Below are 24,530 nucleotides of genomic sequence, written 5' to 3'. Positions count from 1 at the left end.
CTTTCGTATCTTTTTAAAAACACTTTATAAATAGCTATTTTTAATCAAAATACCTTTTTAAAACATTCATTGTAAAACAAATACTAAAAAAGCACCTTAAAAATACGACTATTTTCTACAATAATGGCTAGCAAAAGTAAGTTAATCTGTAAAAATTCCCATCATTTTAAGGACACAAAATACAGTCAAGAGCCTCTTATAACTAAAAAAGCCTCACTTTATAAAGTGAGGCTTTCTCTATCCTATCTAATAAGTTTTACTTTTTAGCTACTTCTAGCTTCTTAGCATTCTTTACCTTCTGATTTGTAATTGCGATCTCTAGAACTTCTTCCATTTTATCTACATAATGGAAAGTCAATCCTTTAAGATACTCTTCTTTAATATCATCGATGTCTTTTTTATTGTCTTTACACAAGATGATCTCTTTCACATTAGCACGCTTAGCTGCAAGAATCTTCTCTTTAATACCTCCTACAGGAAGCACCTTACCTCTTAAAGTTATCTCACCTGTCATCGCTAAGTTCTTTTTCACTTTGCGTTGAGTAAATGACGATACCATAGAGGTCAACATCGTAATACCTGCACTAGGACCATCTTTAGGCGTTGCTCCTTCTGGTACGTGGATATGTATCTTATAATTGTCAAATACTTCTTGAGCTATGCCCAACTCTTCTGCATGAGCCTTTATATACTCTAATGCGATAGTAGCAGACTCTTTCATCACTGTCCCTAAGTTACCTGTGATAGAAAGCTCTCCTTTACCTTTAGAGATAATTGACTCTATATATAGAATATCTCCTCCTACACTAGTCCACGCTAATCCTGTTACTACACCAGCCACATCATTATTCTCATACTTATCATTTTCAAAACGTGGTGTACCTAAGATCTTTTTGATATCCTCTTCTGTCATCTTCACATTATACTCCTCTTCCATCACGATATTCTTAGCCACACCTCTAGCAATGTGTGCTAGTTGTTTATCTAAGCCACGTACTCCAGACTCTCTTGTATAATTTGTGATGATAAACTCCATCTGCTTTTTACCAATCACTACATCTTTAGAAGTTACTCCATGTGCCTTTAATTGTTTTTCTAACAGGTGCTGTTTTCCTATCTCTACTTTTTCTTCTATCGTATACCCTGTCATCTCGATAATTTCCATACGGTCTCTTAATGCAGGTTGTATAGTACTTAAACTATTAGATGTCGCGATGAACATCACCTTAGATAAGTCATACCCCATCTCTAAAAAGTTGTCATAGAACTCGTGATTTTGTTCTGGATCTAATACTTCTAACAATGCAGAAGAAGGATCACCATTATGACTAGAAGACAGCTTATCTATCTCATCTAATAAAAACACAGGATTAGATGTCTTTGCTTTCTTTAGACTCTGAATAATACGTCCAGGCATAGCCCCGATATATGTCTTTCTATGCCCTCTAATCTCAGCTTCGTCACGCAATCCTCCTAGAGAAATACGTACATACTCACGACCTAATGCATCTGCTATAGATCTACCGATAGAGGTCTTACCTACCCCTGGAGGTCCATATAGACATAGAATAGGAGACTTAAGATCGTTTCTTAACTTCAGAACAGCTATGTGCTCTAAGACACGCTTCTTCACCTCTTCTATTCCATAATGATCTTTATCTAACTGCTTCTGAGCATTCTTTAAATTAAAGACATCCTTAGAATAGTGATTCCAAGGCAACTCTAAAAACAACTCTAAATAGTTTCGTTGAATACCAAACTCAGCTACTTGAGGGTTCATTCTTTGGAACTTCATTAACTCCTTATCGAAGCGCTCCTGTACTTCCTTAGACCACTTTTTATTAGCAGCTTTCTTACGCATTTCTTCAAACTCCTCTTCATTTGAGAAACCACCCAATTCTTCTTGAATTGTTTTCATTTGTTGGTGTAAGAAATACTCTTTTTGCTGCTGGTCTAAATCAACTCTAACTTTCGTTTGAATATCATTGCGCAACTGAAGTTTTTGCAACTCTAAAGTCATCATCTTTAGAGCTTCTAATCCTCTAGCATTTAGATCATCTATATTAAGTAATCGTTGCTTATCAGCAATATCCATACTCATATTAGAAGACACGAAGTTAATTAAGAAAGATTCACTAGAAATATTCTCAATAGCAAATGCTGCATCTGATGGTATATTAGGATTCTCTTTGATAATTTCTAAAGCAGTCTCCTTAATAGAATCTACTATAGCTGAGAACTCTTTATTCTTCTTGCTAGGACGCTTCTCTTCACGAGCCACCACATTAGCCTTCATATAAGGCTCTTCTTGTGTTAGTTCTGTAATCTCAAAACGTTTTTTACCCTGTAAGATAACTGTGATATTTCCGTCAGGCAACTTTAATAACTTGATAATACGAGCCACTGTCCCTGTATGGTATATCTCATTGATACCAGGATCATCTGTACCCTCATCTATCTGCGCTACTACACCTATCGTTTTATCTCCTTTATTTGCTCTATTTAATAATTCAATAGACTTATCTCTACCTGCTGTAATAGGAATCACTACACCTGGGAATAATACCATGTTTCGCAATGGTAATATCGGAAGTGAAGTAGGTAACTCTTCTTTATTCATTTCTTCTTCATCTTCACTCGAAAAAATTGGAATAAACTCTGAATCTCCATCTCCTAAATCTTGTAACGACAAGTTGTCAAATGTTATTATTTTTTGATTTGCCATATGTATTTTTACGTCATTTTGTCAGTTAACAGTTTTTTTTCGACATAGCCTAACTACAACCACACCCATAACCTACTGATTACCAACAAAAACATTAATTTTTAATTGTTCTACCTATATAATATTTCAATCTTTATGCCACAAAAAAATCCTTACTCTTATGGCAAGGATTTTTTCTCTTTTATGTTAAAATACAAAATATTATTTACTCGGCGAAGAAATAATTATAACAGAAAAATCTCCATAAGTGATTTTTACTCTTTTATCTTGGTCTTCTTCTTCCACTCCTACTAAAGTAGCTTCAAATCTACCTTTTAATAAAAACTTATTAGGATCATCTTTATCTTTCTCTGCATAATCAAAACGCAAGAAACCTTCACTCTCTGCCACATCTTTAGACGTGTACTTAACTCCATAAGGAGAAGTATACTCTACGTTAAACCATCCTAATTTCTTAAAATCTTTAGGATCATTCGATACAACGATATCATTATTATAAGGAAAATCTAATACTATCTTCTGTGTCTTCTCTACACCATCTATACTAGATACGTATGCTCTTCCTGCTTTTACTTCTACAGACTCCTCAGGATTAGTAAAAGGTTCATTATCTGCAAACGCTTCTAAGTACGTAGCCTCTTTTCTAACAAAAGGGATATCTACAAAGTTTCCACTAATAGGAAATGACTTTAAGTTAGGGTCATCTTGTATACTTGGCATCATGCGCTTAATATCAAAATCACCAGACAATACTCTTGCCTTTCTATTAATATTACCTATAGACATAATCCCTGTCACGATATTAGGACGCAATGTGTCCTTCGTAGTATACAGAAGCTTATTCTCCCAAGAATAGTAATTACTCTCATTCACATTAGTAGGAAAGTTACCTGACTGAAACTTTAAAGTTCTAAGGATCAGTTCGTCATTTTCATAATTCTCACTTCCTGTTAACTTCACTTTTATTTCTAAACGTCCGTTTTTATCTAACTCAGCTACTATTCCTTCTCTCATTAAGATAGTCTCTCCCTGATTATGAATAGTCATAATCGGCTTACCTACTCCCTGCTCACCTTCTATGATAGAGTCATAAGATTCATTATCACACGAAGCTACGGTCATAGCTGTGATAGAAAATAAACTAATCGCTAATATTCTAAATGTCTTTTTCATATTATATCTTACTATTCGTAAAGTAATCAATTTTTAAAAATATTTCAATAACAAAAATACAATCTTATTTCTTTTTTAATACTAATTCTATCTTTTATTAGGTATTCTTAATAACAGAACAAAACCTACAGCAAAAAATAAGATTAAAAACAATATAGCATTCTGCATCTTACCTGTTATATCACTGACTAGCCCATACATAGACATCCCTAGTACAATACCTAACTTCTCTGTCACATCATAAAAACTAAAGAATGAAGTAGTATCTGTGGTCTCTGGTAGTAGTTTAGAATAAGTAGATCGAGACAACGATTGTATTCCTCCCATTACTAATCCCACAAAACTAGCTGCCACATAGAACTCATTAGGTGTGATTATAGTATATGCATACAGACATATTATAATCCATAACGCATTTAATACACATAACGTATAAATATTGCCAATTTTTTTTGACAATAGAGAAGTCAAATAAGCTCCTAGTACAGCAACTAACTGGATCATCAGTATACTTAATATTAAGCCTGTCGTACGCTGAGTATCGTTTTCCCATGCGATTTCCTTTTCTCCAAAATAAGCTGCGATAATCATCACCGTCTGTACAGCCATACTATAAACAAAAAAAGCGACTAAATACCTCTTTAATGCAACATACTCTTTTAGCTCTCCCCACACTCTTTTTAACTCTCTAAATCCTTTAAAAAACAACGATTTAGTGATTTTCTTCTCATTTTTAAAATCTGGTAAATACCTAAAAGTATAAAGGCTAAACCCTATCCACCATAGCCCTACTAATATAAAGGAGAAACGCATCGCTGTCATCGCTGTTGTAAAACCAAAGATGTCATACTTCATGACTAACAATAAGTTTAACAATAACAGTATCACACTCCCGATATATCCTAGTGCATATCCTTTTGCACTTATTCTATCTTGTTGTTCAGTAAATGCTATATCAGGCAAATAAGAATTATAGAAAACTAAACTTCCCCAAAAACCAATTAACCCAAACATATAGATCAATAAGCTCAATAGCATATAGTCTAGACTAAAAAAATAAAGAAGCATACACGATATAGACCCTACACCACAGAACAACTTCATAAAGAACTTTTTAGTCCCTAGATAATCTGCTATTCCTGATAATATAGGCGATAGTATACATACTATTAAGAATCCTATCGCAGTGATATAACTAATAATTGACTCACTCTTAATAGAGGTTCCCCAAAAGTCAAAACTATCAATGTTCAACTCTCTAAATAAAGATCCATAATACAACGGAAAGATAGATGACGAAATAACTAAAGCATATACAGAATTAGCCCAATCATAAAACGCCCATGCATTTAAAAGTTTTTTATCCCCTTTTACAAAACTTTTCATAGTCTAGTCTATTTAAAAAAATAAGCTACCCAAAGGTAGCTTACTCTATTTTTATCTTCCGAAAGATACACCAAATTTTGCTGCTTCAGCTTTCGCTTCAGGAATTAATTTCTTCAAATTAGCAATACGCTCTTGATTACTAGGGTGTGTGCTCATCCATGAGCTCCCACCTCCACTGCCATCTCTGGCAGCCATTCTACTCCAAAAACTAACTGCTTCTTCTGGATTATACCCAGCGATAGCCATTAGTGTCAGGCCTATCTTATCAGCCTCTGTCTCATGTGATCTACTGAAGGGCAACATTCCTGCCACATTACTACCATACCCATATAGTCCTGCGCTTAACTGTTTAGTCGTAGCGCTAGACTTAGCAGTAGCTGCATCTATTGCCACAGCTCCTGCCTGCTGTAACATACCTGCACTCATGCGCTGTTGTCCGTGATTAGCTAATGCGTGAGCGACTTCATGCCCCATCACTACAGCTATTCCTGCATCTGTCTGACAATATGGCAAAATACCTGTGTAGAACACAATCTTACCTCCAGGCATACACCACGCATTCACTTCCTTATCATCTACTAAGTTATACTCCCACTTATAGTCATTAAGATAACTCCCATACCCATTAGCCGTCAACCAAACCTCTGCTGCTTTCTTAATTTTTACACCTACGTCAGCTACACGTTGTGCATCTTTTGTCCCTTTTACCACCTTATGTTCCTTTAAGAAAGTATCATATTGTGAAAAAGACATTGGAAACAACTCAGCATTAGAAGTAAATGCCATCGTTTTTTTACCTGTAAAAGGATTTGTTGCACAAGCAGTTAACAACAAAAAAGTTCCGATAGAGAATACGATTTTTTTCATTATTTTTTATTTTCAAAATTAATAGGAATTCGCATAATTCAAAAACTTTTACTTTTATAATAATTCTTTTAGATTCTTTTATTTTGTAATTTTACCTCCTTAGAACATTATTATAATGCAAAGTCAAAAACCAAAACAATCGCTTGAAATACCAAAAAGCATAATAGTAATAGGAAAAACATTACAATTATTTTCAAATAACCTAGCGACTAGATTTGCTCAGAACTTATTCATCACTCCTCTTAAATTTAAACCACCAAAAAGAGAGAAGGAGATGTTTGATAAAAGTGTTGTCACTAAAATAACCGTGCCAGCTCTGCGCAAAGACATCGTAGTATACCAATATGGAACCAATAAAGCTGCTGATAAAAAAGCACTTCTTATACACGGATGGAACGGTAGAGGTACGCAGCTAGTGACTATTGCTAATATGCTCATGAGGTCTGGATATGACGTCGTTAGCTTCGATGCGCCTGGTCATGGCAAGTCTCCTAAGACGAAGACGAATATGACAGAATTTATTGCTTCTGCATTCGAAGTAGAGAAACAGTTTGGTCCATTCGAACTCGTTATCGGTCACTCACTAGGAGGAATGACTACTATGAATGCGCTTAGAGATGGTCTAAAAGCTAAAAAAGCTGTCATACTAGGAAGTGGAGACGTGGTAAAGGATGTAATAGATGACTTCGTCAAACAAATAGAACTAAAACCTATTATCTCTAAAAAGATTCAAGAACGATTCGAAACTCAGTTTAACCAAACTATGGAGAGCTACACTGTACACTTAGCAGCAGAAGAAATAGACATTCCGCTTCTAATTATGCATGATGAAGATGATTTAGACGTTAATGTAAGAGCTGCTTATGCAATTAAAAAACACAGCAAGAATGCAGAGATTATGATCACATCAGGTCTTGGACACCGCAAGATCTTAGGAGATAAAAAAATAATAGAACGCATCAAAGCTTTCATAGAACAATAGATAAATGAAAACAGTTGTATTCGGTTGTATCATTCTAAGTATATTAGCCTGTAAAGATGTAAACTATCAAAAGATACCAAAGATGAAAAAAGATAAAACAACAACAGAACAAGAATGGCAACAAGCCCTTACCCCTGCTGAGTACTATGTACTACGAGAAAAAGGGACTGAACGTCCATTCACTGGAGAATACAACGACTTTAACGAAAAAGGGACATATCACTGTGCAGGATGTGGACAACTATTGTTCAGCTCTGATACTAAATTTGATGCACACTGTGGCTGGCCATCATTTGACAAAGCGATAGAAGGTTCTGTGACTTACATAGAAGACCTATCTCATGGAATGAAGAGAATCGAAGTGACCTGTTCTAACTGTAATGGACATCTAGGACATATCTTCCCAGATGGACCTACTGAGACTACAGGTATGAGATACTGTATGAACTCCATCTCATTAAAATTCAAAAAACAAGAATAACTATAGATAAAGAGAATAATGATTTAATTATTCTCTTTTTTTGTTTGTATACTTCCTATTTCACTTCACTCATATTTCTATCTAGCAGCGAATGAGTCCGTAGTGAGTCCGTTATGAGTCCGTAGTGAGTCCGTTAAAACATCTAATATAACGGAGTCAACACAGACAAACCATACTATGATTAAGTACGCATCACTTACAAGTATAAAACAAGATATAAAGGAAAGAGAAAGAAGACACACTAAACACAACACTACAGCTTAACTATACCATACTACTTTATCACAATAAGTGATAAGATACTAAATCTACTGGCTGTACTGCCCTTAAGAAGGGCTCTTCCTTCCTGAGCAGTTATCAATATAATAACTTCACTTGTTTAATATCAAATAGCGCTACACTATCATCTTCTTTTTTCACACTGAGTAGTCCATTCTTAGTCACCCCTAGTATAATTCCCATAAAACGAATACCACTAGGCAGTTCAAAAACACTAGGAACATTAATACGGTATAGACTTCGATGATATTCTTCCCATATAAATGTGCTACCAGAAGCTAGATACTTCTGACAGTATACTGTCAGTGACTCTAGTATGCTATGCATAAGTTCATCCTTATTTACTTTATCACCACATAATTTGAATAATGACGTGGCTTGTGGTAAATGATCGAAGTTTTCTTGGTTAGCATTTATACCTATACCTACTATTGACAAGGTTTCTCCGGAAGCTTTGATAATATTTTCGATCAAAATGCCACCTATTTTCTTATTATATGACAATATGTCGTTTGGCCACTTTATACTAAATGGCAGATTGTATAACTTTTTAAGACTAGAATATACACTTAAAGCAACTAGAATATTTAGATCAAAAACGTGCTCAGGGGTCTCTAACAATTCTTTCACTAACACACTAAACGTTAAGCTACTACCTACTTCCCCCTTCCATACACTTCCTCTCTGACCTTTGCCCTGAAACTGGTTTTCAGTAACGACAACAGTAAAGTTTTCTAGATTCGAATGCGTTAATATTTCCTTCAAATAAGTATTCGTTGACCCTATGGCATCGAGTTTGATAATATTCATGTAAAATAATTATAGACTAATCTGATCGATTTCATTATATTTGAATCCAAAATTAGCAAACATTACATTTAAACTAGAATAAAATAAGACAAAAAATAAATGGCAGACAAAAATATTAATAACGACGAATTGATTGCAAACATTGTAAAAGGGATAGAATCAGTTAAAGGTGAGAACATTACAATAATCGATTTAAGAGAAATAGACAACACTCCTTGCGATTACTTTATCATAGCTGATGGTAACTCTAACACTCAAGTTAATGCCATTTCAGGTTCTGTACAAAAATTAGTCTCTAAAGAATTACGTGATAAACCTTGGCACGTAGAAGGTGAAGATAATGCAGAATGGATTTTAATGGACTACGTAAACGTTGTTGTACATGTGTTTCAAAAACACATCCGTGAATTCTACAACATTGAAAGCTTATGGGGAGACGCTAAAATCACGACTATTGACAGCCAGTATTAACCACTAAACCAAAATTTCATGTCGGAAAATATGAAACCTAACCAAAATAAATCAAGATTTAATCCATGGGTATTATATGGTAGTATCTTGGTAATTATATTGGTGATAAATTTCCTTACTAATGGAAGCAGCTTTGGAAACTCAAGACAACTGGGACTTTCTAAGCTATATGAATATGTAGATAAAGGATATGTTGAAAGAATTGACTTTAGCCGTTCTGTTGCTAAAGTATATTTAACACCAGAAGCTCAAAAGAGCAAAGAGTTTGAAGATTTAAACAAAAATAATATTCTTGGAAGAGAAAACGCAGGACCTCAGTTCTTAACTGATATTGGAGATTCTAAACTGTTTCAAGAAAAACTAGACAAAGCTACTACTGAAGGAAAGATTAAAGAATATAAATCTGAACCTGAAAGTAACTGGGGAGATATCCTTATTAGCTTCTTACCTATCATCATCATCATCGGATTCTGGTTATTCATGATGAGAAGAATGACTGGTGGTGGCGGAGCTGGTGGTGGAGGCCAAATCTTCTCTATCGGTAAATCTAAAGCAAAGTTATTTGACGAGAAAAACGACATTAAAGTTAGCTTTAAAGATGTAGCTGGACTAGAAGGTGCGAAAGAAGAAATCGTTGAAATCGTTGAATTCTTAAAGAACCCTGAAAAATATACTTCTATCGGAGGTAAGATACCTAAAGGAGCACTATTAGTAGGGCCTCCAGGTACAGGTAAGACTTTATTAGCTAAGGCTGTTGCTGGTGAGGCTCAAGTTCCTTTCTTCTCTCTATCGGGATCTGATTTCGTAGAGATGTTTGTAGGAGTAGGTGCTTCTCGTGTAAGAGACTTATTTAAACAAGCTAAAGAGAAATCTCCTGCAATTATCTTTATTGATGAGATTGATGCTGTAGGACGTGCTCGTGGTAAGAGCAACTTCTCTGGTTCTAACGACGAAAGAGAAAACACTTTAAACCAATTACTAACAGAGATGGATGGTTTTGGTTCTAATACTAACGTGATTGTATTAGCCGCTACTAACCGTGCTGAGATATTAGATAAAGCATTACTAAGAGCTGGACGTTTTGACAGACAGATCTATGTAGACTTACCAGACGTTAAAGAACGTGAGGCTATCTTTAAGGTACACTTACGAAACATCAAGAAAGTAGATAACCTAGATATCGACTTCTTATCTAAGCAAACACCTGGTTTCTCTGGTGCTGATATCGCTAACGTATGTAACGAGGCTGCATTAACAGCTGCTCGTAAAGATAAAAAAGAGGTGGATATGCAAGACTTCTTAGACGCTGTAGACAGAATCATCGGTGGTCTAGAGAAGAAAAACAAAATCATCTCTGCTGAAGAGAAATATGCTATCGCTATACATGAGGCAGGTCACGCTACAGTAAGCTGGATGTGTGAGCACGCTTCTCCACTAGTGAAAGTAACTATCGTTCCTAGAGGACAGAGTTTAGGAGCTGCATGGTACTTACCTACAGAAAGACAAATCGTGAGAACAGAACAAATGTTAGACGAGATGTGTGCTACTATGGGTGGACGTGCTGCTGAAAAGATAATCTTCGATAAGATATCTACTGGTGCATTAAGCGATCTAGAGAAAGTAACTAAACAAGCCAAGGCTATGGTTACTATTTACGGTCTGAACGAAAAACTAGGTAATATTACTTATTATGATTCGTCTGGACAAAGTGAATACAGTTTCGCTAAACCGTACTCAGAAGAAACTGCTCGTGTAATAGACCAAGAGATATCTTCTCTGATAGAAGGTCAATACGCAAGAGCTATTTCTATTTTGTCAGAGAACAAAGAAAAACTAGTACAACTAGCAGATTTACTTTGTGAAAAAGAAGTAATCTTCAAACAAGATTTAGAGAACATCTTCGGTCCTAGACCCTTTGATAAAGAAGGAGCAGTAGAACTTAATCTAACTACTGAAACAAAAACTGAAGATAACATAGAATAATAGAGGTTCAAGCTCTATAAACATTAAAAATCTTAACCTAAAGGCAACTTTAAGTTAAGATTTTTTTTATCTTTGAATACTTAATCAATTTATTTCATCGGAGTTTATTTTAATATGAGTTTTTTCAAGAAGTTATTAAAAGTATTTCAACCTTCTGACCCAGTAGAGGAAAGCCCTGCTGTGCATAAAAGTCAATACTTACCTGAAGAAAAACTTCCTGTGGATGAACTTTTTACTTTAAACTTTAAAGAGAATGGCGGCAAGTTTCTATACTGTGAAACACTAGATGAACTAAATGAATCTTTTATCAATATTCTCGTAGAGAATGATTGGTTTGAAACTGAAGCACAAACGTATGAAAGTCCTCTGTACTCTATGCTACAAGAGAACAATATAAAATATGGCGAAGTAAAGAACCCAACTTTCTTTTTCTCTGGGTGCGAAAACTTAATAGCCGAAGACGGTTCTATTCTATTTTGTGATAAACAAATCAAGAATAACAAAGCACACGATTTACCTGATAATATTGTAGTCCTAGCTAAGACTAGTCAAATGACTAGAACAAAAAGTGATGGCTTAAGAGAAATCAAAAGAAAATATGGTAGTGCACTACCTAGTAACATTACAACATTTAATTGCTTTAAACAATCTACCAATGAAAGCGATTTTTTAAGTTATGGTAGAACTCCCAAGAATTTGTATTTATTACTTTTAGAAGATCTATAATATGTCAGAAACAGTTACTCGAGCAATATCAGGCGTTGTATACATTGCGCTTTTGATTGGAGCAACGTTGTACTCACCTACTAGCTTTGAAATTCTTTTCGGAGCATTTATGTTCATTGCATCATACGAATTTGCAAAACTAATCAAGCTACCAAAATCATTAGCTATGATTATCTCTCTTATGGCCTCAGCGTGTCTTGCGTGGTATAGAGATATATTACCTATTAACGCGATAGCTATATTCGCAGCAGTAGTACTTCTTGCATTATTAGCAGAACTATTCACTACAAAAAAACCTAATCGATCATTTCCTATCAAAATGATTATATTCTTAGGTTATGTAATATCCTCATTTGTTACACTTCAATACTTACCATTTGTTAATGATGGCAATCAGCCTGTGTATGTTCCTCAAATCATTATTGGTATCTTAATAATGATCTGGACTAATGATACTTTTGCTTATATCACTGGAAAAAAATTTGGTAAAAATAAATTATTCGAAAGAATATCACCTAAGAAAACAATAGAAGGTTTTTTAGGGGGAATGTTGTTTACAATTATTGCAGGAACAATCTTAAGTCAATATTTCGACTTTTTTAATATTGTAATTTGGATAAGTAGTGCTATTTTTGTCAGCATTTTTGGAACGATCGGGGATTTAGTAGAATCTCATTTCAAAAGAGAGGCTGGTGTAAAAGACAGCGGTGCTATCATGCCAGGGCATGGTGGGATCTTAGATCGACTAGACAGTGTTATATTTGTAGCACCATTTTTGTATTTAATATATCAAATTTTATAACTATGTTTCACAAAGAAGGAACTAAAATCATTTTCTTTTCATTAGTAATAGCTGCTGTATTAGTAGTTTTAGCTGATGTACTATGTGCTAGTATTCCATGGCTAAGAGTAGTCCTGCAATCAATAGTATTAATCTTTTTAATTCTAATATTACAATTCTTTAGAAACCCTGACAGAACTGTTACGGCTGATGATAATAAAATCTTAGCTCCCGTAGACGGTAAAGTTGTTGTTATAGAAGAAGTTTACGAACCAGAATACTTTAAAGAAAAAAGATTAATGGTATCTGTGTTCATGTCCCCTATCAATGTACACGTAACACGTTATGCTTTAAGCGGACTTATCAAATACAGCCAATACCACGCTGGTAAATACTTAGTAGCTTGGCATCCAAAAGCTAGTGAAGAGAACGAGCGTACTACTGTAGTAGTAGAAAATCCTGTTTTCGGAGAAGTAATGTACAGACAAATCGCTGGAGCATTAGCTAAACGTATTGTTAACTATGCTAAACCAGGTATGCAAGTAGTACAAGGTACTGATGCTGGATTTATTAAATTCGGTTCAAGAGTAGACTTATATTTACCATTAGGCACAAAAGTTGATGTGGTATTAAATCAAAAAGCAATTGGTAATAAAACTGTTATTGCGCACAAATAAATAATGAGCAATTTAGATTTAGATTTTACAGAAGCATACGAGCGAATTTCAAGAGAGGCTAAAAACCTTCCTCCTGATGTAATGTTGCGCATCTATGCTTTCTACAAACAAGCTACAAATGGATTAAGCCACCAAGATTTCGAAGATATGTCTAGTGATCTTAAACGTGCTTTTAAATTTAATGCTTGGACACAAGTAAGTCATTTAACAATAGAAGAAGCTAAACTTGAATATATCAAGTTAGCAAAAGAAATATTAGATAATGAAAAAGCTTAAGGTAACATTAATCACTTTAATCACTCTGAACTTCGTTCTACTTACTTCTTGTAATAACAAGGAGGACCTAACAGAAGTACAGATACCAGAAAGAGAATCTTTTATCACTAAAAATTCTAACTTTCCGGATCCTAATACGATTAAAACAAAACAAGGACCATTCGAAATGCAAGGTATTGGCCATGGTTTTGGTGATTATGTTGATATATTAAAACCTGAAAGTGTCTATATACATTACGACAAATACCATCTAAGCTATACTAATAAATTAAACACCTCTGTACATGGCACTCCATTTGAAAGAGATAGTATATCTGGCTTAGTGGCTAAAATTGATAATAATTACCCTAAACTAAAGAATTTCTCAGGAGCATATTACAATCATAATATCTACTGGCGTTCTATTTCTCCATTAGAAGAAAAAACTCCTAATGAGAGCCTTAAAAATGCTATAACAGAATCCTTTGGTTCTATGGCAGAGTTTAAGAAAGAGTTTATAGCACAAGGAAATGCTTTAATTGGTTCAGGTTGGTTATGGTTAGTTCAGGTAAATGGAACACTACAAGTCATTACAACAGCGAATAATGACTCTCCTATGATGCCTGAAGTAGCTAAAGGAAGTCCTCTTCTGGGAATAGACTTATGGGAACATGCCTATTACCCTACTTACGAAGAAGACATTACAGCCTATTTAGAAATGTGTTTTAAACATTTGAATTGGGATTATGCTAACAAACTTTATAGACCTAAAGTTATTACTACAACTCCTATTACACAAGTTCAATAATAAGATATCATCTATACAAAAAAACGCCTACTTTATAAAGTAGGCGTTTTTTGTATATTTAGTTAAAAAGGAACATCATCATCATTCTGATAGCCCCCTTGGTAACTACCTTGACTAGGAGCTGAACCAAATACAGAATCACCAGATGGTAAATTCCCTACAAAGTTCTGTCTATAATCTCCTCCCTCTTGATTATTCATTGCAGATGAGAATGTATTACCAAATCCAATCATATCATCATCTAAATTATCAAACTTACCGAACTGCCCTAAGAACTTAAGACGAATATTATCTAATCCACCATTTCTGTGTTTCGCTACGATAAATTCTGCTTGTCCTGCAGTTGGACTTCTTTCCTCATCATCCCATTCTTCAATTTTATAGTACTCTGGACGATAAATAAACGATACAATATCCGCATCCTGCTCAATCGCTCCAGACTCCCTTAAATCGGATAATAAAGGCCTTTTAGAAGCACCTCGTGTCTCTACCGCACGAGATAACTGAGATAAGGCAATAACAGGCACGTCTAATTCTTTTGCCAATGCCTTAAGCGTTCTTGAGATAGTTGAAATCTCTTGCTCACGGTTCCCTCCCCCTTTAGAGTTCCCACCAGCTGTCATTAACTGTAAATAATCGATAATAATCAATTTAATTCCGTGCTGAGAAGCTAAACGACGAGCTTTAGCTCTTAAGTCAAAAATAGATAAAGACGGAGTATCATCTATATACAATGGTGCACGCTCTAAGTCTTTTACTTTTACGTTTAATTGTTCCCACTCATGTGTTTCTAATTTTCCTGTACGCAGTTTTTCTGATGAAAGTCCTGTCTCCGAAGAAATAAGACGTGTAATCAACTGTACAGAAGACATCTCTAATGAGAAAACCGCAACACCAGCACCTGTCTCAATAGCAATATTTCTAGCCATAGATAATACAAAGGCTGTCTTCCCCATACCAGGACGAGCTGCTATAATAATCAAGTCACTTGGTTGCCATCCAGACGTAAGCTCATCTAACTTATGGAAACCTGTTGCTAATCCACTTAGTCCTTCTTTAGTACTGATTTCCTCAATTCTTTTCTTTGCTTGCGCAACTAAAGACTGAGCTGTCTCCGAACTTTTCTTTATATTTCCTTGTGTAACTTCATATAATCTAGATTCAGCTTTATCTAATAAGTCAAATACATCACTTGTCTCATCATAAGCATCTTCAATTATCTCATTCGAAATACGTATCAAACTACGTTGAATGAATTTCTGTAAAATAATGCGTGAATGGAATTCAATATGCGCAGAAGAAGTAATCTTTTGTGTAAGACTAACCAGGTAATAATCACCACCAACTTGATCTAATTTACCATTCTTACGCAATTGCGTAGATACAGTTAATAAATCTATAGGTTGATTACTTACGAATAATTGATCGATTGCTTCAAATATATGTTTGTGAGCATCTTTATAGAAAGCATCAGGTTGTAATATATCAATAACCTCATCAATACCTTTCTTATCAATCATCATGGCTCCCAATACAGCCTCTTCTAAGTCAATAGCCTGTGGTGGAAGTTTTCCTTTCTCTAAAGACACAACTTCTCTAGAAAAAGATTGCTTTGGTCTAAATTCTTTTGCTTGTTCCATAATGCGAAATTAATCCTTTTTGACGATAACTCAATCCTTATTTATACAATTAGCTTGTTAATAAGATAACTAATAATTAGTGAAAAAAAAATCCGAGATAGACTCTCGGATTTTAGTATTTCTATATATTCAGAACTAGTCTTTATACTCACCCATTTCGAAGTATTTCTCCATGCGTTTTTCTATTAACTTATCTGTTGATAACTTAGCTAAGCTACTATATGTATCTACGATATATTTCTTAACAGTAGCGAAAGTTTCTTCTCTATTAGTATGTGCTCCTCCAAGTGGTTCTGGAATGATATCATCAACTAATTTGTTTTTCTTCATATCATAAGAAGTCAACTTTAAAGCATCTGCTGCTCTTTCTTTATACTCCCAACTTCTCCATAAAATAGAAGAACATGATTCTGGTGAAATTACAGAATACCAAGTATTCTCTAACATCGTTACTTTATCACCAACACCAATACCTAAGGCACCTCCTGAAGCTCCTTCACCTACGATAATACAGATGATAGGCACTTTAATACGGAACATTTCATAGATATTACGAGCGATAGCTTCACCTTGTCCTCTTTCTTCTGCTTCTAAACCTGGGTATGCACCTGGAGTATCAATCAAAGTGACAATAGGAATATTAAACTTCTCTGCCATTTGCATTAAACGCAAAGCTTTTCTATATCCTTCTGGATTAGCCATACCGAAGTTTCTATACTGTCTAGTCTTAGTATTATATCCTTTTTGTTGACCAACGAACATAAAACTTTGATCACCAATCTTACCAAGACCACCTACCATTGCTTTGTCGTCTTTTACATTTCTATCACCAAAAAGCTCTAGGAAAGTATCTCCACATAAAGCCTTAATATAATCTAATGTATAAGGTCTATTAGGGTGTCTAGACAATTGAACTCTCTGCCAAGCAGTCAAGTTTTTGTATATATTCTTCTTAGTTTCTTCTAATTTCTTCTCAATTTGCTTACAAGTTGCTGACACATCAACATCAGATTCTTCACCGATCAAAGCACATTTATTCAGCTGTTCTTCAAGCTCTTTAATTGGAAGTTCAAAATCTAAATATTCCATTTATGATTAAGTTTTAGTTTCAATTACGAATGACAAAGATAAAACAATACTCGGATAGATAAGCTATCTAGTACTAAGTTTTCTCTTTTTTCTATTTTTAACAATACCATTTAGTACCACTGTACTCAAAATCAACAAGGCTCCTATATAAAACTCTAGGGTCATTTTCTCACTGTCTTTAAAGATAGCCACAGCTAATAAAATACCATACACTGGCTCTAGGTTAATAGTCAGCATCACTGTAAAAGGCGTTAAATAGCGCATAATATACACAGAGCCTAAAAAAGCAAATGCAGTACATACTGTACCTAAAAGTAAAAGCCACATCCAATCATTTAGACTAACCTCAAAGAATTCTATAGTAAAACCTCCTGTAATCAATAATACTAAGGAAAGGACTATAAGCCCTCCTAACATTTCATAAAATGTAATAACAGGAGCAGCAGTATGCACGATTAGTTTACTATTAATGATAGAAAACAAAGCTGATAAACAAGCTGCAATTAGGCCTAAGAGTATTCCTTCTATATACTCTCCACTCACACTAAAGATTAAAGTCAAAGCACATATAACTATAAAGCCAAAGAAAACTTCATAGCTTACTACCTTTCTCTTTAAAATTAGTGGTTCTAAAATGGAGGCAAAAAAAGCTCCTGTGGACAAACAAGCTAATGTGATAGAAATATTAGAAACCTTTATGGCTAAAAAGAAAGTTAGCCAGTGTAGCGCAATAACTACACCTGCTCCTAAAAACTGTATAATACGATGTTTGGGCGCTTTTATAGATTGCTTTGTAAAAACATAAAATACTAATAATGTAATTACTGCTATTAAAATTCGATACCATACTAATGGCAGAGCTTCTAGAGAAATTAATTGTCCTAGAATAGCTGTAAATCCCCATATAAAAACAATTAAATGGAGATATATCTGACTTTTTATATTATCTGCGAGCATTTCGAAGTAAGAATATTGCTAGAATACCAAAAACAACATTAGGTAGCCATACCGCTACTAAAGGTGGAATACTAGACGCTTCTGCCAATGTACCAAATATCTTATCAAAGAAGACATAGATAAACGCTAAAGCAATCCCTATGGCTAAGTTCATTCCCATCCCTCCTCTTCTCTTCATAGAAGAAACAGATACCGCAATAATCGTTAGAATAAACGCTGATACAGGTACACTATATTTTTTATACAAAACGACTAAATATACATTAATATTAGAAGACCCTCTCATTTGCTCCTTTTCTATGAATCGTTTTAAAGGCCCTAATTGCATTGTTTCTGCAGCGTATACTACAGGAGTAAGATCATCTATATCGAAGTCAAGCTTCATTTCTTTCTCATCAGCTCTTTCAAAATGATCTTCAGTTTCTCCTATCTCTCTATTAAAATAACTAAATAACGTATAGGTCTCTGTCTCAGGATTCCATACAATACGGTTAGCCGTCGTTTTTGAAGTCATCTTATTTCCATCGAATACTTCTAATGAAAAGTTATATCCTGTCTTACTATTGTAGTTAAAGTTACTTACATAAATAAACTCAGTAGGGCTAATCTGTCGATATACGTTCTGGCTCTCCCGTACCTCTGTACTCTTCATATACTTATAACGGAAATCATTATACCCTTGACTAGCTTTAGGTACAATAAAAACAGACATTACTAAAGCAAAAATAGAAATAAAAGTAGCCCCGATAATATAAGGGCGTAAAAAACGAGTAAAGGAAATTCCCGAACTAAGTATTGCTACAATTTCTGTATTATTAGCTAGCTTAGAAGTAAACCAGATAATAGAGATAAATAACAATATAGGAAACAACATATTAGCAAAATAGATTGTAAAGTCCAAGTAGTACATTAATACTGCTGGCAAGGGTACCTTATTTGCTAATATCTTGTTTATTTTTTCAGAAACATCAATTATGATTCCTATAGGCACAAAAAGCAATAATAACACAAAGAACGTTACTAAGTATCTTTTGAGTATATACCAATCTAATATTTTCATATAATTACTATTTGATGCTTCTTTATATTTTGATTAAATTATAAACGGTTATCCATTTGTTTCACCATCTTATTTTTCCACTCTGTAAAAGTACCTGCTAAAATCTGACGACGAGCTTCACGTACTAACCATAAATAGAATCCTAAGTTGTGTATCGTTGCGATTTGTTTACCTAATGATTCATTAGCTGCAAACAAGTGACGTAAATAAGCTTTTGAATAAGCTGTATCTACCCATGTATATCCATTCTCATCAATAGGAGAGAAATCATCTTCCCATTTCTTATTCTTCATGTTCATAGAACCATGAGCTGTGAATAACATACCATTACGAGCATTACGCGTTGGCATTACACAGTCAAACATATCTACTCCTAAAGCAATATTCTCTAGAATATTAATAGGTGTACCTACTCCCATTAAATAACGAGGTTTGTCCTTTGGTAAAATATTAGTTACTAATTCTGTCATTGCATACATTTCTTCTGCTGGCTCACCTACTGATAACCCTCCAATGGCATTACCATCAGCACCTATATTAGCAATATACTCTGCAGACTGTTCACGTAAATCCTTAAAAGTACTTCCTTGTACAATAGGGAATAACGTTTGAGAATACCCATACATCTCTGGTACTTTAGTTAAATGATCTACACATCTATCTAACCATCTATGTGTACGATGCATAGATCTCTTAGCATATCTATAATCACATGGATAAGGAGTACACTCATCAAAAGCCATAATAATATCAGCCCCGATAGTACGTTGAATCTCCATTACGCTCTCTGGTGAAAAGAAATGATAAGAACCATCAATATGAGACTTAAACTTCACCCCTTCTTCTTTAATCTTTCTATTAGATGATAAAGAATATACCTGAAATCCTCCACTATCTGTTAAGATATTACGATCCCAGTTCATAAACTTGTGTAACCCTCCTGCCTGTTTAAGAATCTCCATTTTAGGTCTTAAATAAAGGTGATAAGTATTACCTAAAATAATGTCAGGATTAATCTCTTCTGATAATTCACGTTGATGAACTCCTTTAACAGAAGCTACAGTACCAACTGGCATAAAAATAGGTGTCTCAATAACACCGTGATCAAGCGTAATCTTCCCAGCACGTGCACGAGAATTTACGTCTGTATGTAATAAATCGAACTTCATAATTATTATTTACAACTCGCAAAGATAAAGCAAAACTATGGATGCTTTTAATTTTTAATATTTTTTTCTATTCTACTCTCAAACGAACTCTTACTGAACTTTTCTTCTTAAAATAAGCCATATTACAATAGGCGCTCCGAATATAGAAGTAACAGCATTAATAGGCAACAAGAACTGCTCTCCTTTTATTTGGGTAAGCATATCACATATCAACATTAAGACTCCTCCTAATAAAGCTGTAGTAATAATCAAATAGCGATGACTACTCACTTTCAATAACAACCTTGCTATATGAGGCACTGCTAATCCGATAAACGCAATAGGCCCTACTAATGCAGTCGATATCCCTGCTAGAAGACTAGTAACTAAAATAATCATATTACGCGCCTTCTTAACATTAATCCCCATAGACGAAGCGTAATTATCGCCCAATAACATTGCATCTAGAGCTCTAATAAGCAACATACTCCCTAATACTCCTATCCCAACAACAATAGCGAAAAGAGCAATACTTTCCCAACTCAAATTACCTAAACTTCCCAATGACCAAAAAGCAAAACGCTTTAACTGCTCTGCAGAACTAAAATAGGTCAATATACTAACTATCGCATTAGCAAAGCTTCCAAACATTAATCCTACAATAAGAACTGTAACTGTGTTTCGGACAGAATTAGAAACTAATAACACTAAAAAAAGCAATCCTAAACTCCCTAAGATAGATACAATAGCTATACCATAGGTGGAAGTAAAAATAGAAACAATACTTACTGGTAAAAAAGAAGCTCCTAATATTAATATAGCAACACCTAAACTCGCTCCTGAACTTATTCCTAAGACATAACTTTCTGCCATAGGATTCCGAAACAGCGTCTGCATAAGCAACCCACTTATAGAAAGAGCTACTCCTACTAGAACAGCGACAATAGCTTTAGGCAATCTATAATTAAGAATAATATAACGCCATGTCTCTTTCACTTCTTCCTCTCCTAGTAGTACACTTATCACTTTACTAAAAGGAATATGTATACTACCCATAGATATATTGAGAACAAAAAGAATTAACAAGACTGTTATTAAACCTATGAGACCTACTTTTTTACTCATAATTACTTTAGTTGTTCAAAAAACACAGGTTGGTAATTAGGTATAGATATCTCTGGATGTAAAATATAGATCAAATCTTTTAATACTAAATCAGGGCGTGTCGGTCCTAATTCATAGAATAGACTTCCTCCTGTCTCTCCTTTTCTTGGAGAGAATGAATATACATTCTTATTTTTAAAAGCATTAAACTTAGCATAGTGTGGGTTAGCATCTACTAATTGTTGAAGAGTTTCATATTGGGCTGGGTTAATCCAGAAAGATGCATCTATAGCTTTATCAAGCACTACCTCTAATGAAAGAGATAAACTCCCTGTACCTTCCGTTTCTTTCCATAGATAATCAGACTTAGCATCTTTAAAATATATAGCCATCCAGCTTTGCCCTTGAGGAGTGTACCATACATCTTGATACATAGCACCACTCATCACAGTCGGGTTATTTTTAGCATCTTTCACTAAAGCTTGTGCTTCCTTATAATCTTGAACTATTTTATCAAAAAAGATCTTCGCTTCCTTCTCTTTACCATATAAAGCCCCAAATAGTTTAATCCACTCCGCTTTACCTAAAGGTGTCTGTTCTACCCAATCACCGTTATATACTACAGGTGTCCCACTCTTTTCTATTAATTGTAAAGCTTGGTTAGAACCATCCATAGCGAATGCTACAATAACTGAAGGATTCAAATCTAAAAGTAACTCTGTATTTAATTGTTCATTTTGTCCTACTTCCTTAATATGATTATCATTTATTAACTTTCTAATTGAAGGAGATGATACATAATTTAACCCCGGAAAACCTTTCAATGACTTTTCTTCTTCTAACACTACTAATGAAGGAAGGTGTGTAGTTGAAGTAACTACTATAGACTGAACAGGTACTTTAAGACTAGGAAGTGTTTTTAACGAATCAGGAATAACCTCTTTACCTTCTTTATATAACACATATTTAAAACTTTTATCTGCACCTACCCAAGCCTGCTTTACATTTACCACCGAGTATTGATCATAAGCTTCTATAGTAAATCCTTTTGCATATTCTATTGTATTAGTATCATCAGAAGTAATTACAGTATTACTCTCTTTTTTACAAGAGACAAATACAGTCGTTACTAAGAATAGTATAGAATAAATCTTCCAGTTTTTCATAATTATCTTATTGGTTTAAATACAAAAATAGAACATTATTAAATATTAAAAATATAAATCGACTACCTCAGTAATAGATTGATCAAATACGATTTTCGAAAACTACGTAGGAATTATTCAAAAACTTATTTACATTTATATTATGTTTGTACATATAGATCAATATAAATGAAGAAAAAGACATCTATTAAAAACTTACTTTTCTTTGGAGCACTAGTATTAGGAGCTATTATGACTTTTATATACTTCCCAACCAAAAGTGACACCAAACCTACTTTAAAACAAAATGAGTATGGAACTTTTAATAATCCAGAAGTGGCTTATAAAGAATGTCAAAAATTACTAATTCAACTTTCTAATGACCTGAATAAAGGGATCCCTACTAACAAAACAAAGTAACCATGAAAAATACAGTAAAAGCAATATTTATCTTTTTATTTACCTTGAGCACTATCAATACATTTGCTCAAGATGAATTTCAAGCATTCGAAAAGAACAAACAAGTAAATGCTGTAGTTGTAAATCAAAAGATGTTCGAAATGATGGCCAATGTAAAGGTAGAACCTACAAGCCAAGAAGAAAAAGCATATTTAAATCTAATCAAAAAATTAACTTCATTAAGGGTATTTAATACAGCTTCGGCTTCTTTAAAAGAAGAAATGAAAGCAGCAGTATCTAAGCATGTCTCTTCTGCTTCTTTAAAAGAGTTCTCTAGCAATAAAGATAATGGTGGTAATATTACGATATATATCAATCAAAATGGTTCTGCTAACAACATAAGCAACCTACTTCTTTTCAACGAAAACAGTAAAGAGAATATAGTAATGATCTTGACAGGACAGTTCTCACTAAATGAGATATCGTCTTTAACATCTAAAATGAATTTACCAATCGGAGATTCACTAAACAAAATAAAGTAATCAAAATATAAGGCATAAAAAAAGCAGAGATTATAATCTCTGCTTTTTTTGTGACCCGACTGGGGCTCGAACCCAGGACCCCAACATTAAAAGTGTTGTGCTCTACCAACTGAGCTATCGAGTCATTGACAAACCGTTTGTTTCTCAATTGCTATGCAAAGGTAGACCTTTTTTTCTATCTCACAAATTACAAACCAACCTTTTTTCCTAGAACTATCAAGGGATAGCCGTAAAACACAGTAAATGAATTAATAGCAATTTTAAAAAAATATAAACTTTTTTTTGCAACCTCATCTACTCTTATTCAAGAATGTAAATAAGCTTAGAATCCTCTTTATCTCTCCACTGTTAATTATAGCTTTTTAAATATTTTTATAATTATTGACTATAAATATCTCTTTTTAGAATACAACATTCCATTGAATAAAAACCATACCTTCTAATATACAGTTAGTTAAACAAAAATCACTGAATATACACTCGTTTTAAACTCCTTTAAATAGCCTCATATAAATTAGATGACAATTATCATTTTAAATGTTAAAAATATTCTATACTTTAGTGTTAAAATAACAAAAATAAACAGATTATGACTTTACAAAACCTACCTCTTTACAACTTCAACAACGGTACCTTCATGATTATTATCTTTGGATTAGTCTGCGTAGGTCTAGTTGTGGCTTTATTTTTACTAATGGGGCCTTCTAAGAAAAATGACGAGAATAGTGATGAGACAAATCAACAGTAAAAAAAAAGCTACTTAACCAAATTAAGTAGCTTTTTCTTTTAAAGACCCCCTACAGCGCTTCTATCTTATATGTGACCATGATGGGATTCGAACCCATACGTCTTGCGACACCACCCCCTCAAGATGGCGAGTCTACCAATTCCTCCACATGGCCTAAACGAATACATTTACCAACACCTTACTAAAGGTAAAGAAAATTAATATTCAAAAACAAAAAAAGCTACTCTTGTTAGAATAGCTTTTGTGACCCGACTGGGGCTCGAACCCAGGACCCCAACATTAAAAGTGTTGTGC

24 protein-coding genes and 2 tRNA genes are annotated in these 24,530 nt (G+C 34.1%); 12 read left to right on the top strand and 14 right to left on the bottom strand.

The annotated features are described in order from the left end of the window. Positions 1-256: 256 nt before the first annotated feature. The 4 genes from lon to AABL87_RS15945 all read right to left on the bottom strand — a co-directional run bounded on the left by lon (position 257) and on the right by AABL87_RS15945 (position 6,151). Positions 257-2,725, bottom strand: coding sequence for an endopeptidase La (gene lon, locus AABL87_RS15960; protein ID WP_341277590.1), 2,469 nt, complete (start codon positions 2,723-2,725; stop codon positions 257-259). A gap of 201 nt (positions 2,726-2,926) precedes the next feature. Continuing rightward, a complete protein-coding gene (locus tag AABL87_RS15955) occupies positions 2,927-3,898 on the bottom strand; it encodes a hypothetical protein (RefSeq protein WP_006261852.1) in 972 nt (323 codons plus the stop codon). Positions 3,899-3,985: 87 nt separating this feature from the next. Further along, a complete protein-coding gene (locus AABL87_RS15950; RefSeq protein WP_006261853.1) occupies positions 3,986-5,284 on the bottom strand; it encodes an MFS transporter in 1,299 nt (432 codons plus the stop codon). Positions 5,285-5,335: 51 nt separating this feature from the next. After that, complete coding sequence (locus tag AABL87_RS15945) at positions 5,336-6,151, bottom strand: M48 family metallopeptidase (protein ID WP_006261854.1); 816 nt, start codon at positions 6,149-6,151, stop codon at positions 5,336-5,338. Between the two features lie 115 nt (positions 6,152-6,266). Between AABL87_RS15945 and AABL87_RS15940 the strand changes: the two genes are divergently transcribed. After that, the gene (locus AABL87_RS15940) at positions 6,267-7,133 is read left to right on the top strand and encodes an alpha/beta hydrolase (protein ID WP_006261855.1); all 867 of its coding nucleotides are present in this window, start codon (positions 6,267-6,269) and stop codon (positions 7,131-7,133) included. A gap of 4 nt (positions 7,134-7,137) precedes the next feature. Continuing rightward, positions 7,138-7,614 carry a peptide-methionine (R)-S-oxide reductase MsrB gene (gene msrB, locus AABL87_RS15935; protein WP_016648855.1) on the top strand — a complete coding sequence of 159 codons (477 nt, stop codon included), beginning with the start codon at positions 7,138-7,140 and terminating at the stop codon, positions 7,612-7,614. A 357-nt stretch (positions 7,615-7,971) separates the two neighbouring features. On the opposite strand, the gene AABL87_RS15930 is transcribed toward msrB, so the two are convergent. Continuing rightward, the gene (locus AABL87_RS15930; protein WP_006258756.1) at positions 7,972-8,703 is read right to left on the bottom strand and encodes a biotin--[acetyl-CoA-carboxylase] ligase; all 732 of its coding nucleotides are present in this window, start codon (positions 8,701-8,703) and stop codon (positions 7,972-7,974) included. Positions 8,704-8,802: 99 nt separating this feature from the next. Here AABL87_RS15930 and rsfS point away from each other — a divergent pair, with 99 nt between their 5' ends. From rsfS to AABL87_RS15895, 7 genes are all read left to right on the top strand, one after another. After that, on the top strand, positions 8,803-9,174 hold the full coding sequence (gene rsfS, locus AABL87_RS15925) for a ribosome silencing factor (protein ID WP_006258757.1): 372 nt from the start codon (positions 8,803-8,805) through the stop codon (positions 9,172-9,174). 18 nt (positions 9,175-9,192) lie between these two features. Beyond that, a complete protein-coding gene (gene ftsH / locus AABL87_RS15920; protein ID WP_016648854.1) occupies positions 9,193-11,157 on the top strand; it encodes an ATP-dependent zinc metalloprotease FtsH in 1,965 nt (654 codons plus the stop codon). A 114-nt stretch (positions 11,158-11,271) separates the two neighbouring features. Continuing rightward, entirely contained in the window at positions 11,272-11,883 is a 612-nt protein-coding gene (locus tag AABL87_RS15915; RefSeq protein ID WP_006258759.1) for an LUD domain-containing protein, read from the top strand. 1 nt (position 11,884) lies between these two features. After that, positions 11,885-12,685 (top strand): phosphatidate cytidylyltransferase, encoded by an 801-nt coding sequence (locus AABL87_RS15910; RefSeq protein ID WP_006258760.1) that lies wholly within the window; start codon positions 11,885-11,887, stop codon positions 12,683-12,685. Positions 12,686-12,687: 2 nt separating this feature from the next. Next, positions 12,688-13,341, top strand: a complete 654-nt coding sequence (locus AABL87_RS15905; RefSeq protein WP_006258761.1) for a phosphatidylserine decarboxylase family protein — start codon at positions 12,688-12,690, stop codon at positions 13,339-13,341. A 3-nt stretch (positions 13,342-13,344) separates the two neighbouring features. Next, positions 13,345-13,617 carry an acyl-CoA-binding protein gene (locus tag AABL87_RS15900; RefSeq protein ID WP_006258762.1) on the top strand — a complete coding sequence of 91 codons (273 nt, stop codon included), beginning with the start codon at positions 13,345-13,347 and terminating at the stop codon, positions 13,615-13,617. Next, on the top strand, positions 13,604-14,404 hold the full coding sequence (locus AABL87_RS15895) for a superoxide dismutase (RefSeq protein WP_341277589.1): 801 nt from the start codon (positions 13,604-13,606) through the stop codon (positions 14,402-14,404). The genes AABL87_RS15900 and AABL87_RS15895 overlap by 14 nt, the downstream gene beginning before the upstream one ends. A gap of 62 nt (positions 14,405-14,466) precedes the next feature. On the opposite strand, the gene dnaB is transcribed toward AABL87_RS15895, so the two are convergent. From dnaB to AABL87_RS15860, 7 genes are all read right to left on the bottom strand, one after another. After that, complete coding sequence (gene dnaB / locus AABL87_RS15890) at positions 14,467-16,044, bottom strand: replicative DNA helicase (RefSeq protein WP_006258765.1); 1,578 nt, start codon at positions 16,042-16,044, stop codon at positions 14,467-14,469. Positions 16,045-16,179: 135 nt separating this feature from the next. Then, positions 16,180-17,133 (bottom strand): acetyl-CoA carboxylase carboxyltransferase subunit alpha, encoded by a 954-nt coding sequence (locus tag AABL87_RS15885; protein ID WP_006258766.1) that lies wholly within the window; start codon positions 17,131-17,133, stop codon positions 16,180-16,182. A gap of 63 nt (positions 17,134-17,196) precedes the next feature. Beyond that, complete coding sequence (locus tag AABL87_RS15880; protein ID WP_006265935.1) at positions 17,197-18,090, bottom strand: DMT family transporter; 894 nt, start codon at positions 18,088-18,090, stop codon at positions 17,197-17,199. Next, the gene (locus AABL87_RS15875) at positions 18,077-19,150 is read right to left on the bottom strand and encodes an LptF/LptG family permease (protein WP_006258768.1); all 1,074 of its coding nucleotides are present in this window, start codon (positions 19,148-19,150) and stop codon (positions 18,077-18,079) included. The genes AABL87_RS15880 and AABL87_RS15875 overlap by 14 nt, the downstream gene beginning before the upstream one ends. A 38-nt stretch (positions 19,151-19,188) precedes the next feature. Next, positions 19,189-20,319 carry a tRNA guanosine(34) transglycosylase Tgt gene (tgt, locus tag AABL87_RS15870; RefSeq protein ID WP_006258769.1) on the bottom strand — a complete coding sequence of 377 codons (1,131 nt, stop codon included), beginning with the start codon at positions 20,317-20,319 and terminating at the stop codon, positions 19,189-19,191. Between the two features lie 90 nt (positions 20,320-20,409). Further along, the gene (locus AABL87_RS15865) at positions 20,410-21,423 is read right to left on the bottom strand and encodes an iron ABC transporter permease (protein ID WP_341277588.1); all 1,014 of its coding nucleotides are present in this window, start codon (positions 21,421-21,423) and stop codon (positions 20,410-20,412) included. A 2-nt stretch (positions 21,424-21,425) separates the two neighbouring features. Beyond that, positions 21,426-22,568: an ABC transporter substrate-binding protein gene (locus tag AABL87_RS15860; RefSeq protein ID WP_341277587.1), complete on the bottom strand. Its 1,143-nt coding sequence runs from the start codon at positions 22,566-22,568 to the stop codon at positions 21,426-21,428. Positions 22,569-22,736: 168 nt separating this feature from the next. Here AABL87_RS15860 and AABL87_RS15855 point away from each other — a divergent pair, with 168 nt between their 5' ends. Both AABL87_RS15855 and AABL87_RS15850 read left to right on the top strand, forming a co-directional pair. Further along, positions 22,737-22,967 (top strand): hypothetical protein, encoded by a 231-nt coding sequence (locus tag AABL87_RS15855; protein ID WP_006258772.1) that lies wholly within the window; start codon positions 22,737-22,739, stop codon positions 22,965-22,967. Between the two features lie 2 nt (positions 22,968-22,969). Next, positions 22,970-23,488: a DUF4252 domain-containing protein gene (locus AABL87_RS15850; RefSeq protein ID WP_006264369.1), complete on the top strand. Its 519-nt coding sequence runs from the start codon at positions 22,970-22,972 to the stop codon at positions 23,486-23,488. Positions 23,489-23,539: 51 nt separating this feature from the next. On the opposite strand, the gene AABL87_RS15845 is transcribed toward AABL87_RS15850, so the two are convergent. After that, positions 23,540-23,612 (bottom strand) — tRNA-Lys (locus AABL87_RS15845). Positions 23,613-24,077: 465 nt separating this feature from the next. On the opposite strand from AABL87_RS15845, the gene AABL87_RS15840 reads away from it, so the two are divergent. Then, positions 24,078-24,236: a hypothetical protein gene (locus tag AABL87_RS15840; protein WP_006258775.1), complete on the top strand. Its 159-nt coding sequence runs from the start codon at positions 24,078-24,080 to the stop codon at positions 24,234-24,236. Positions 24,237-24,308: 72 nt separating this feature from the next. Here the strand turns inward: AABL87_RS15840 and AABL87_RS15835 are convergent. Next, positions 24,309-24,390 (bottom strand) — tRNA-Leu (locus AABL87_RS15835). Positions 24,391-24,530: the final 140 nt, after the last annotated feature.

This window comes from Myroides sp. C4067, from assembly GCF_038039665.1.
GTDB classification, from domain to species: Bacteria; Bacteroidota; Bacteroidia; order Flavobacteriales; family Flavobacteriaceae; genus Flavobacterium; species Flavobacterium odoratimimum.
This window is presented reverse-complemented; position numbering and strand designations above follow the sequence as displayed.

What these genes read in the sequence shown, in the direction of transcription:
- AABL87_RS15940 (WP_006261855.1), top strand. Translation starts at nt 6,267, where the DNA reads ATGCAAAGTCAAAAACCAAAACAATCGCTTGAAATACCAAAAAGCATA.
- rsfS (WP_006258757.1), top strand. Translation starts at nt 8,803, where the DNA reads ATGGCAGACAAAAATATTAATAACGACGAATTGATTGCAAACATTGTA.
- AABL87_RS15865 (WP_341277588.1), bottom strand. Translation starts at nt 21,423, where the DNA reads ATGAGTAAAAAAGTAGGTCTCATAGGTTTAATAACAGTCTTGTTAATT.
- AABL87_RS15885 (WP_006258766.1), bottom strand. Translation starts at nt 17,133, where the DNA reads ATGGAATATTTAGATTTTGAACTTCCAATTAAAGAGCTTGAAGAACAG.
- AABL87_RS15950 (WP_006261853.1), bottom strand. Translation starts at nt 5,284, where the DNA reads ATGAAAAGTTTTGTAAAAGGGGATAAAAAACTTTTAAATGCATGGGCG.
- AABL87_RS15955 (WP_006261852.1), bottom strand. Translation starts at nt 3,898, where the DNA reads ATGAAAAAGACATTTAGAATATTAGCGATTAGTTTATTTTCTATCACA.
- lon (WP_341277590.1), bottom strand. Translation starts at nt 2,725, where the DNA reads ATGGCAAATCAAAAAATAATAACATTTGACAACTTGTCGTTACAAGAT.
- AABL87_RS15905 (WP_006258761.1), top strand. Translation starts at nt 12,688, where the DNA reads ATGTTTCACAAAGAAGGAACTAAAATCATTTTCTTTTCATTAGTAATA.
- dnaB (WP_006258765.1), bottom strand. Translation starts at nt 16,044, where the DNA reads ATGGAACAAGCAAAAGAATTTAGACCAAAGCAATCTTTTTCTAGAGAA.
- AABL87_RS15855 (WP_006258772.1), top strand. Translation starts at nt 22,737, where the DNA reads ATGAAGAAAAAGACATCTATTAAAAACTTACTTTTCTTTGGAGCACTA.
- tgt (WP_006258769.1), bottom strand. Translation starts at nt 20,319, where the DNA reads ATGAAGTTCGATTTATTACATACAGACGTAAATTCTCGTGCACGTGCT.
- AABL87_RS15875 (WP_006258768.1), bottom strand. Translation starts at nt 19,150, where the DNA reads ATGAAAATATTAGATTGGTATATACTCAAAAGATACTTAGTAACGTTC.
- AABL87_RS15910 (WP_006258760.1), top strand. Translation starts at nt 11,885, where the DNA reads ATGTCAGAAACAGTTACTCGAGCAATATCAGGCGTTGTATACATTGCG.
- AABL87_RS15850 (WP_006264369.1), top strand. Translation starts at nt 22,970, where the DNA reads ATGAAAAATACAGTAAAAGCAATATTTATCTTTTTATTTACCTTGAGC.
- ftsH (WP_016648854.1), top strand. Translation starts at nt 9,193, where the DNA reads ATGTCGGAAAATATGAAACCTAACCAAAATAAATCAAGATTTAATCCA.
- AABL87_RS15945 (WP_006261854.1), bottom strand. Translation starts at nt 6,151, where the DNA reads ATGAAAAAAATCGTATTCTCTATCGGAACTTTTTTGTTGTTAACTGCT.
- AABL87_RS15895 (WP_341277589.1), top strand. Translation starts at nt 13,604, where the DNA reads ATGAAAAAGCTTAAGGTAACATTAATCACTTTAATCACTCTGAACTTC.
- AABL87_RS15880 (WP_006265935.1), bottom strand. Translation starts at nt 18,090, where the DNA reads ATGCTCGCAGATAATATAAAAAGTCAGATATATCTCCATTTAATTGTT.
- msrB (WP_016648855.1), top strand. Translation starts at nt 7,138, where the DNA reads ATGAAAACAGTTGTATTCGGTTGTATCATTCTAAGTATATTAGCCTGT.
- AABL87_RS15900 (WP_006258762.1), top strand. Translation starts at nt 13,345, where the DNA reads ATGAGCAATTTAGATTTAGATTTTACAGAAGCATACGAGCGAATTTCA.
- AABL87_RS15840 (WP_006258775.1), top strand. Translation starts at nt 24,078, where the DNA reads ATGACTTTACAAAACCTACCTCTTTACAACTTCAACAACGGTACCTTC.
- AABL87_RS15915 (WP_006258759.1), top strand. Translation starts at nt 11,272, where the DNA reads ATGAGTTTTTTCAAGAAGTTATTAAAAGTATTTCAACCTTCTGACCCA.
- AABL87_RS15860 (WP_341277587.1), bottom strand. Translation starts at nt 22,568, where the DNA reads ATGAAAAACTGGAAGATTTATTCTATACTATTCTTAGTAACGACTGTA.
- AABL87_RS15930 (WP_006258756.1), bottom strand. Translation starts at nt 8,703, where the DNA reads ATGAATATTATCAAACTCGATGCCATAGGGTCAACGAATACTTATTTG.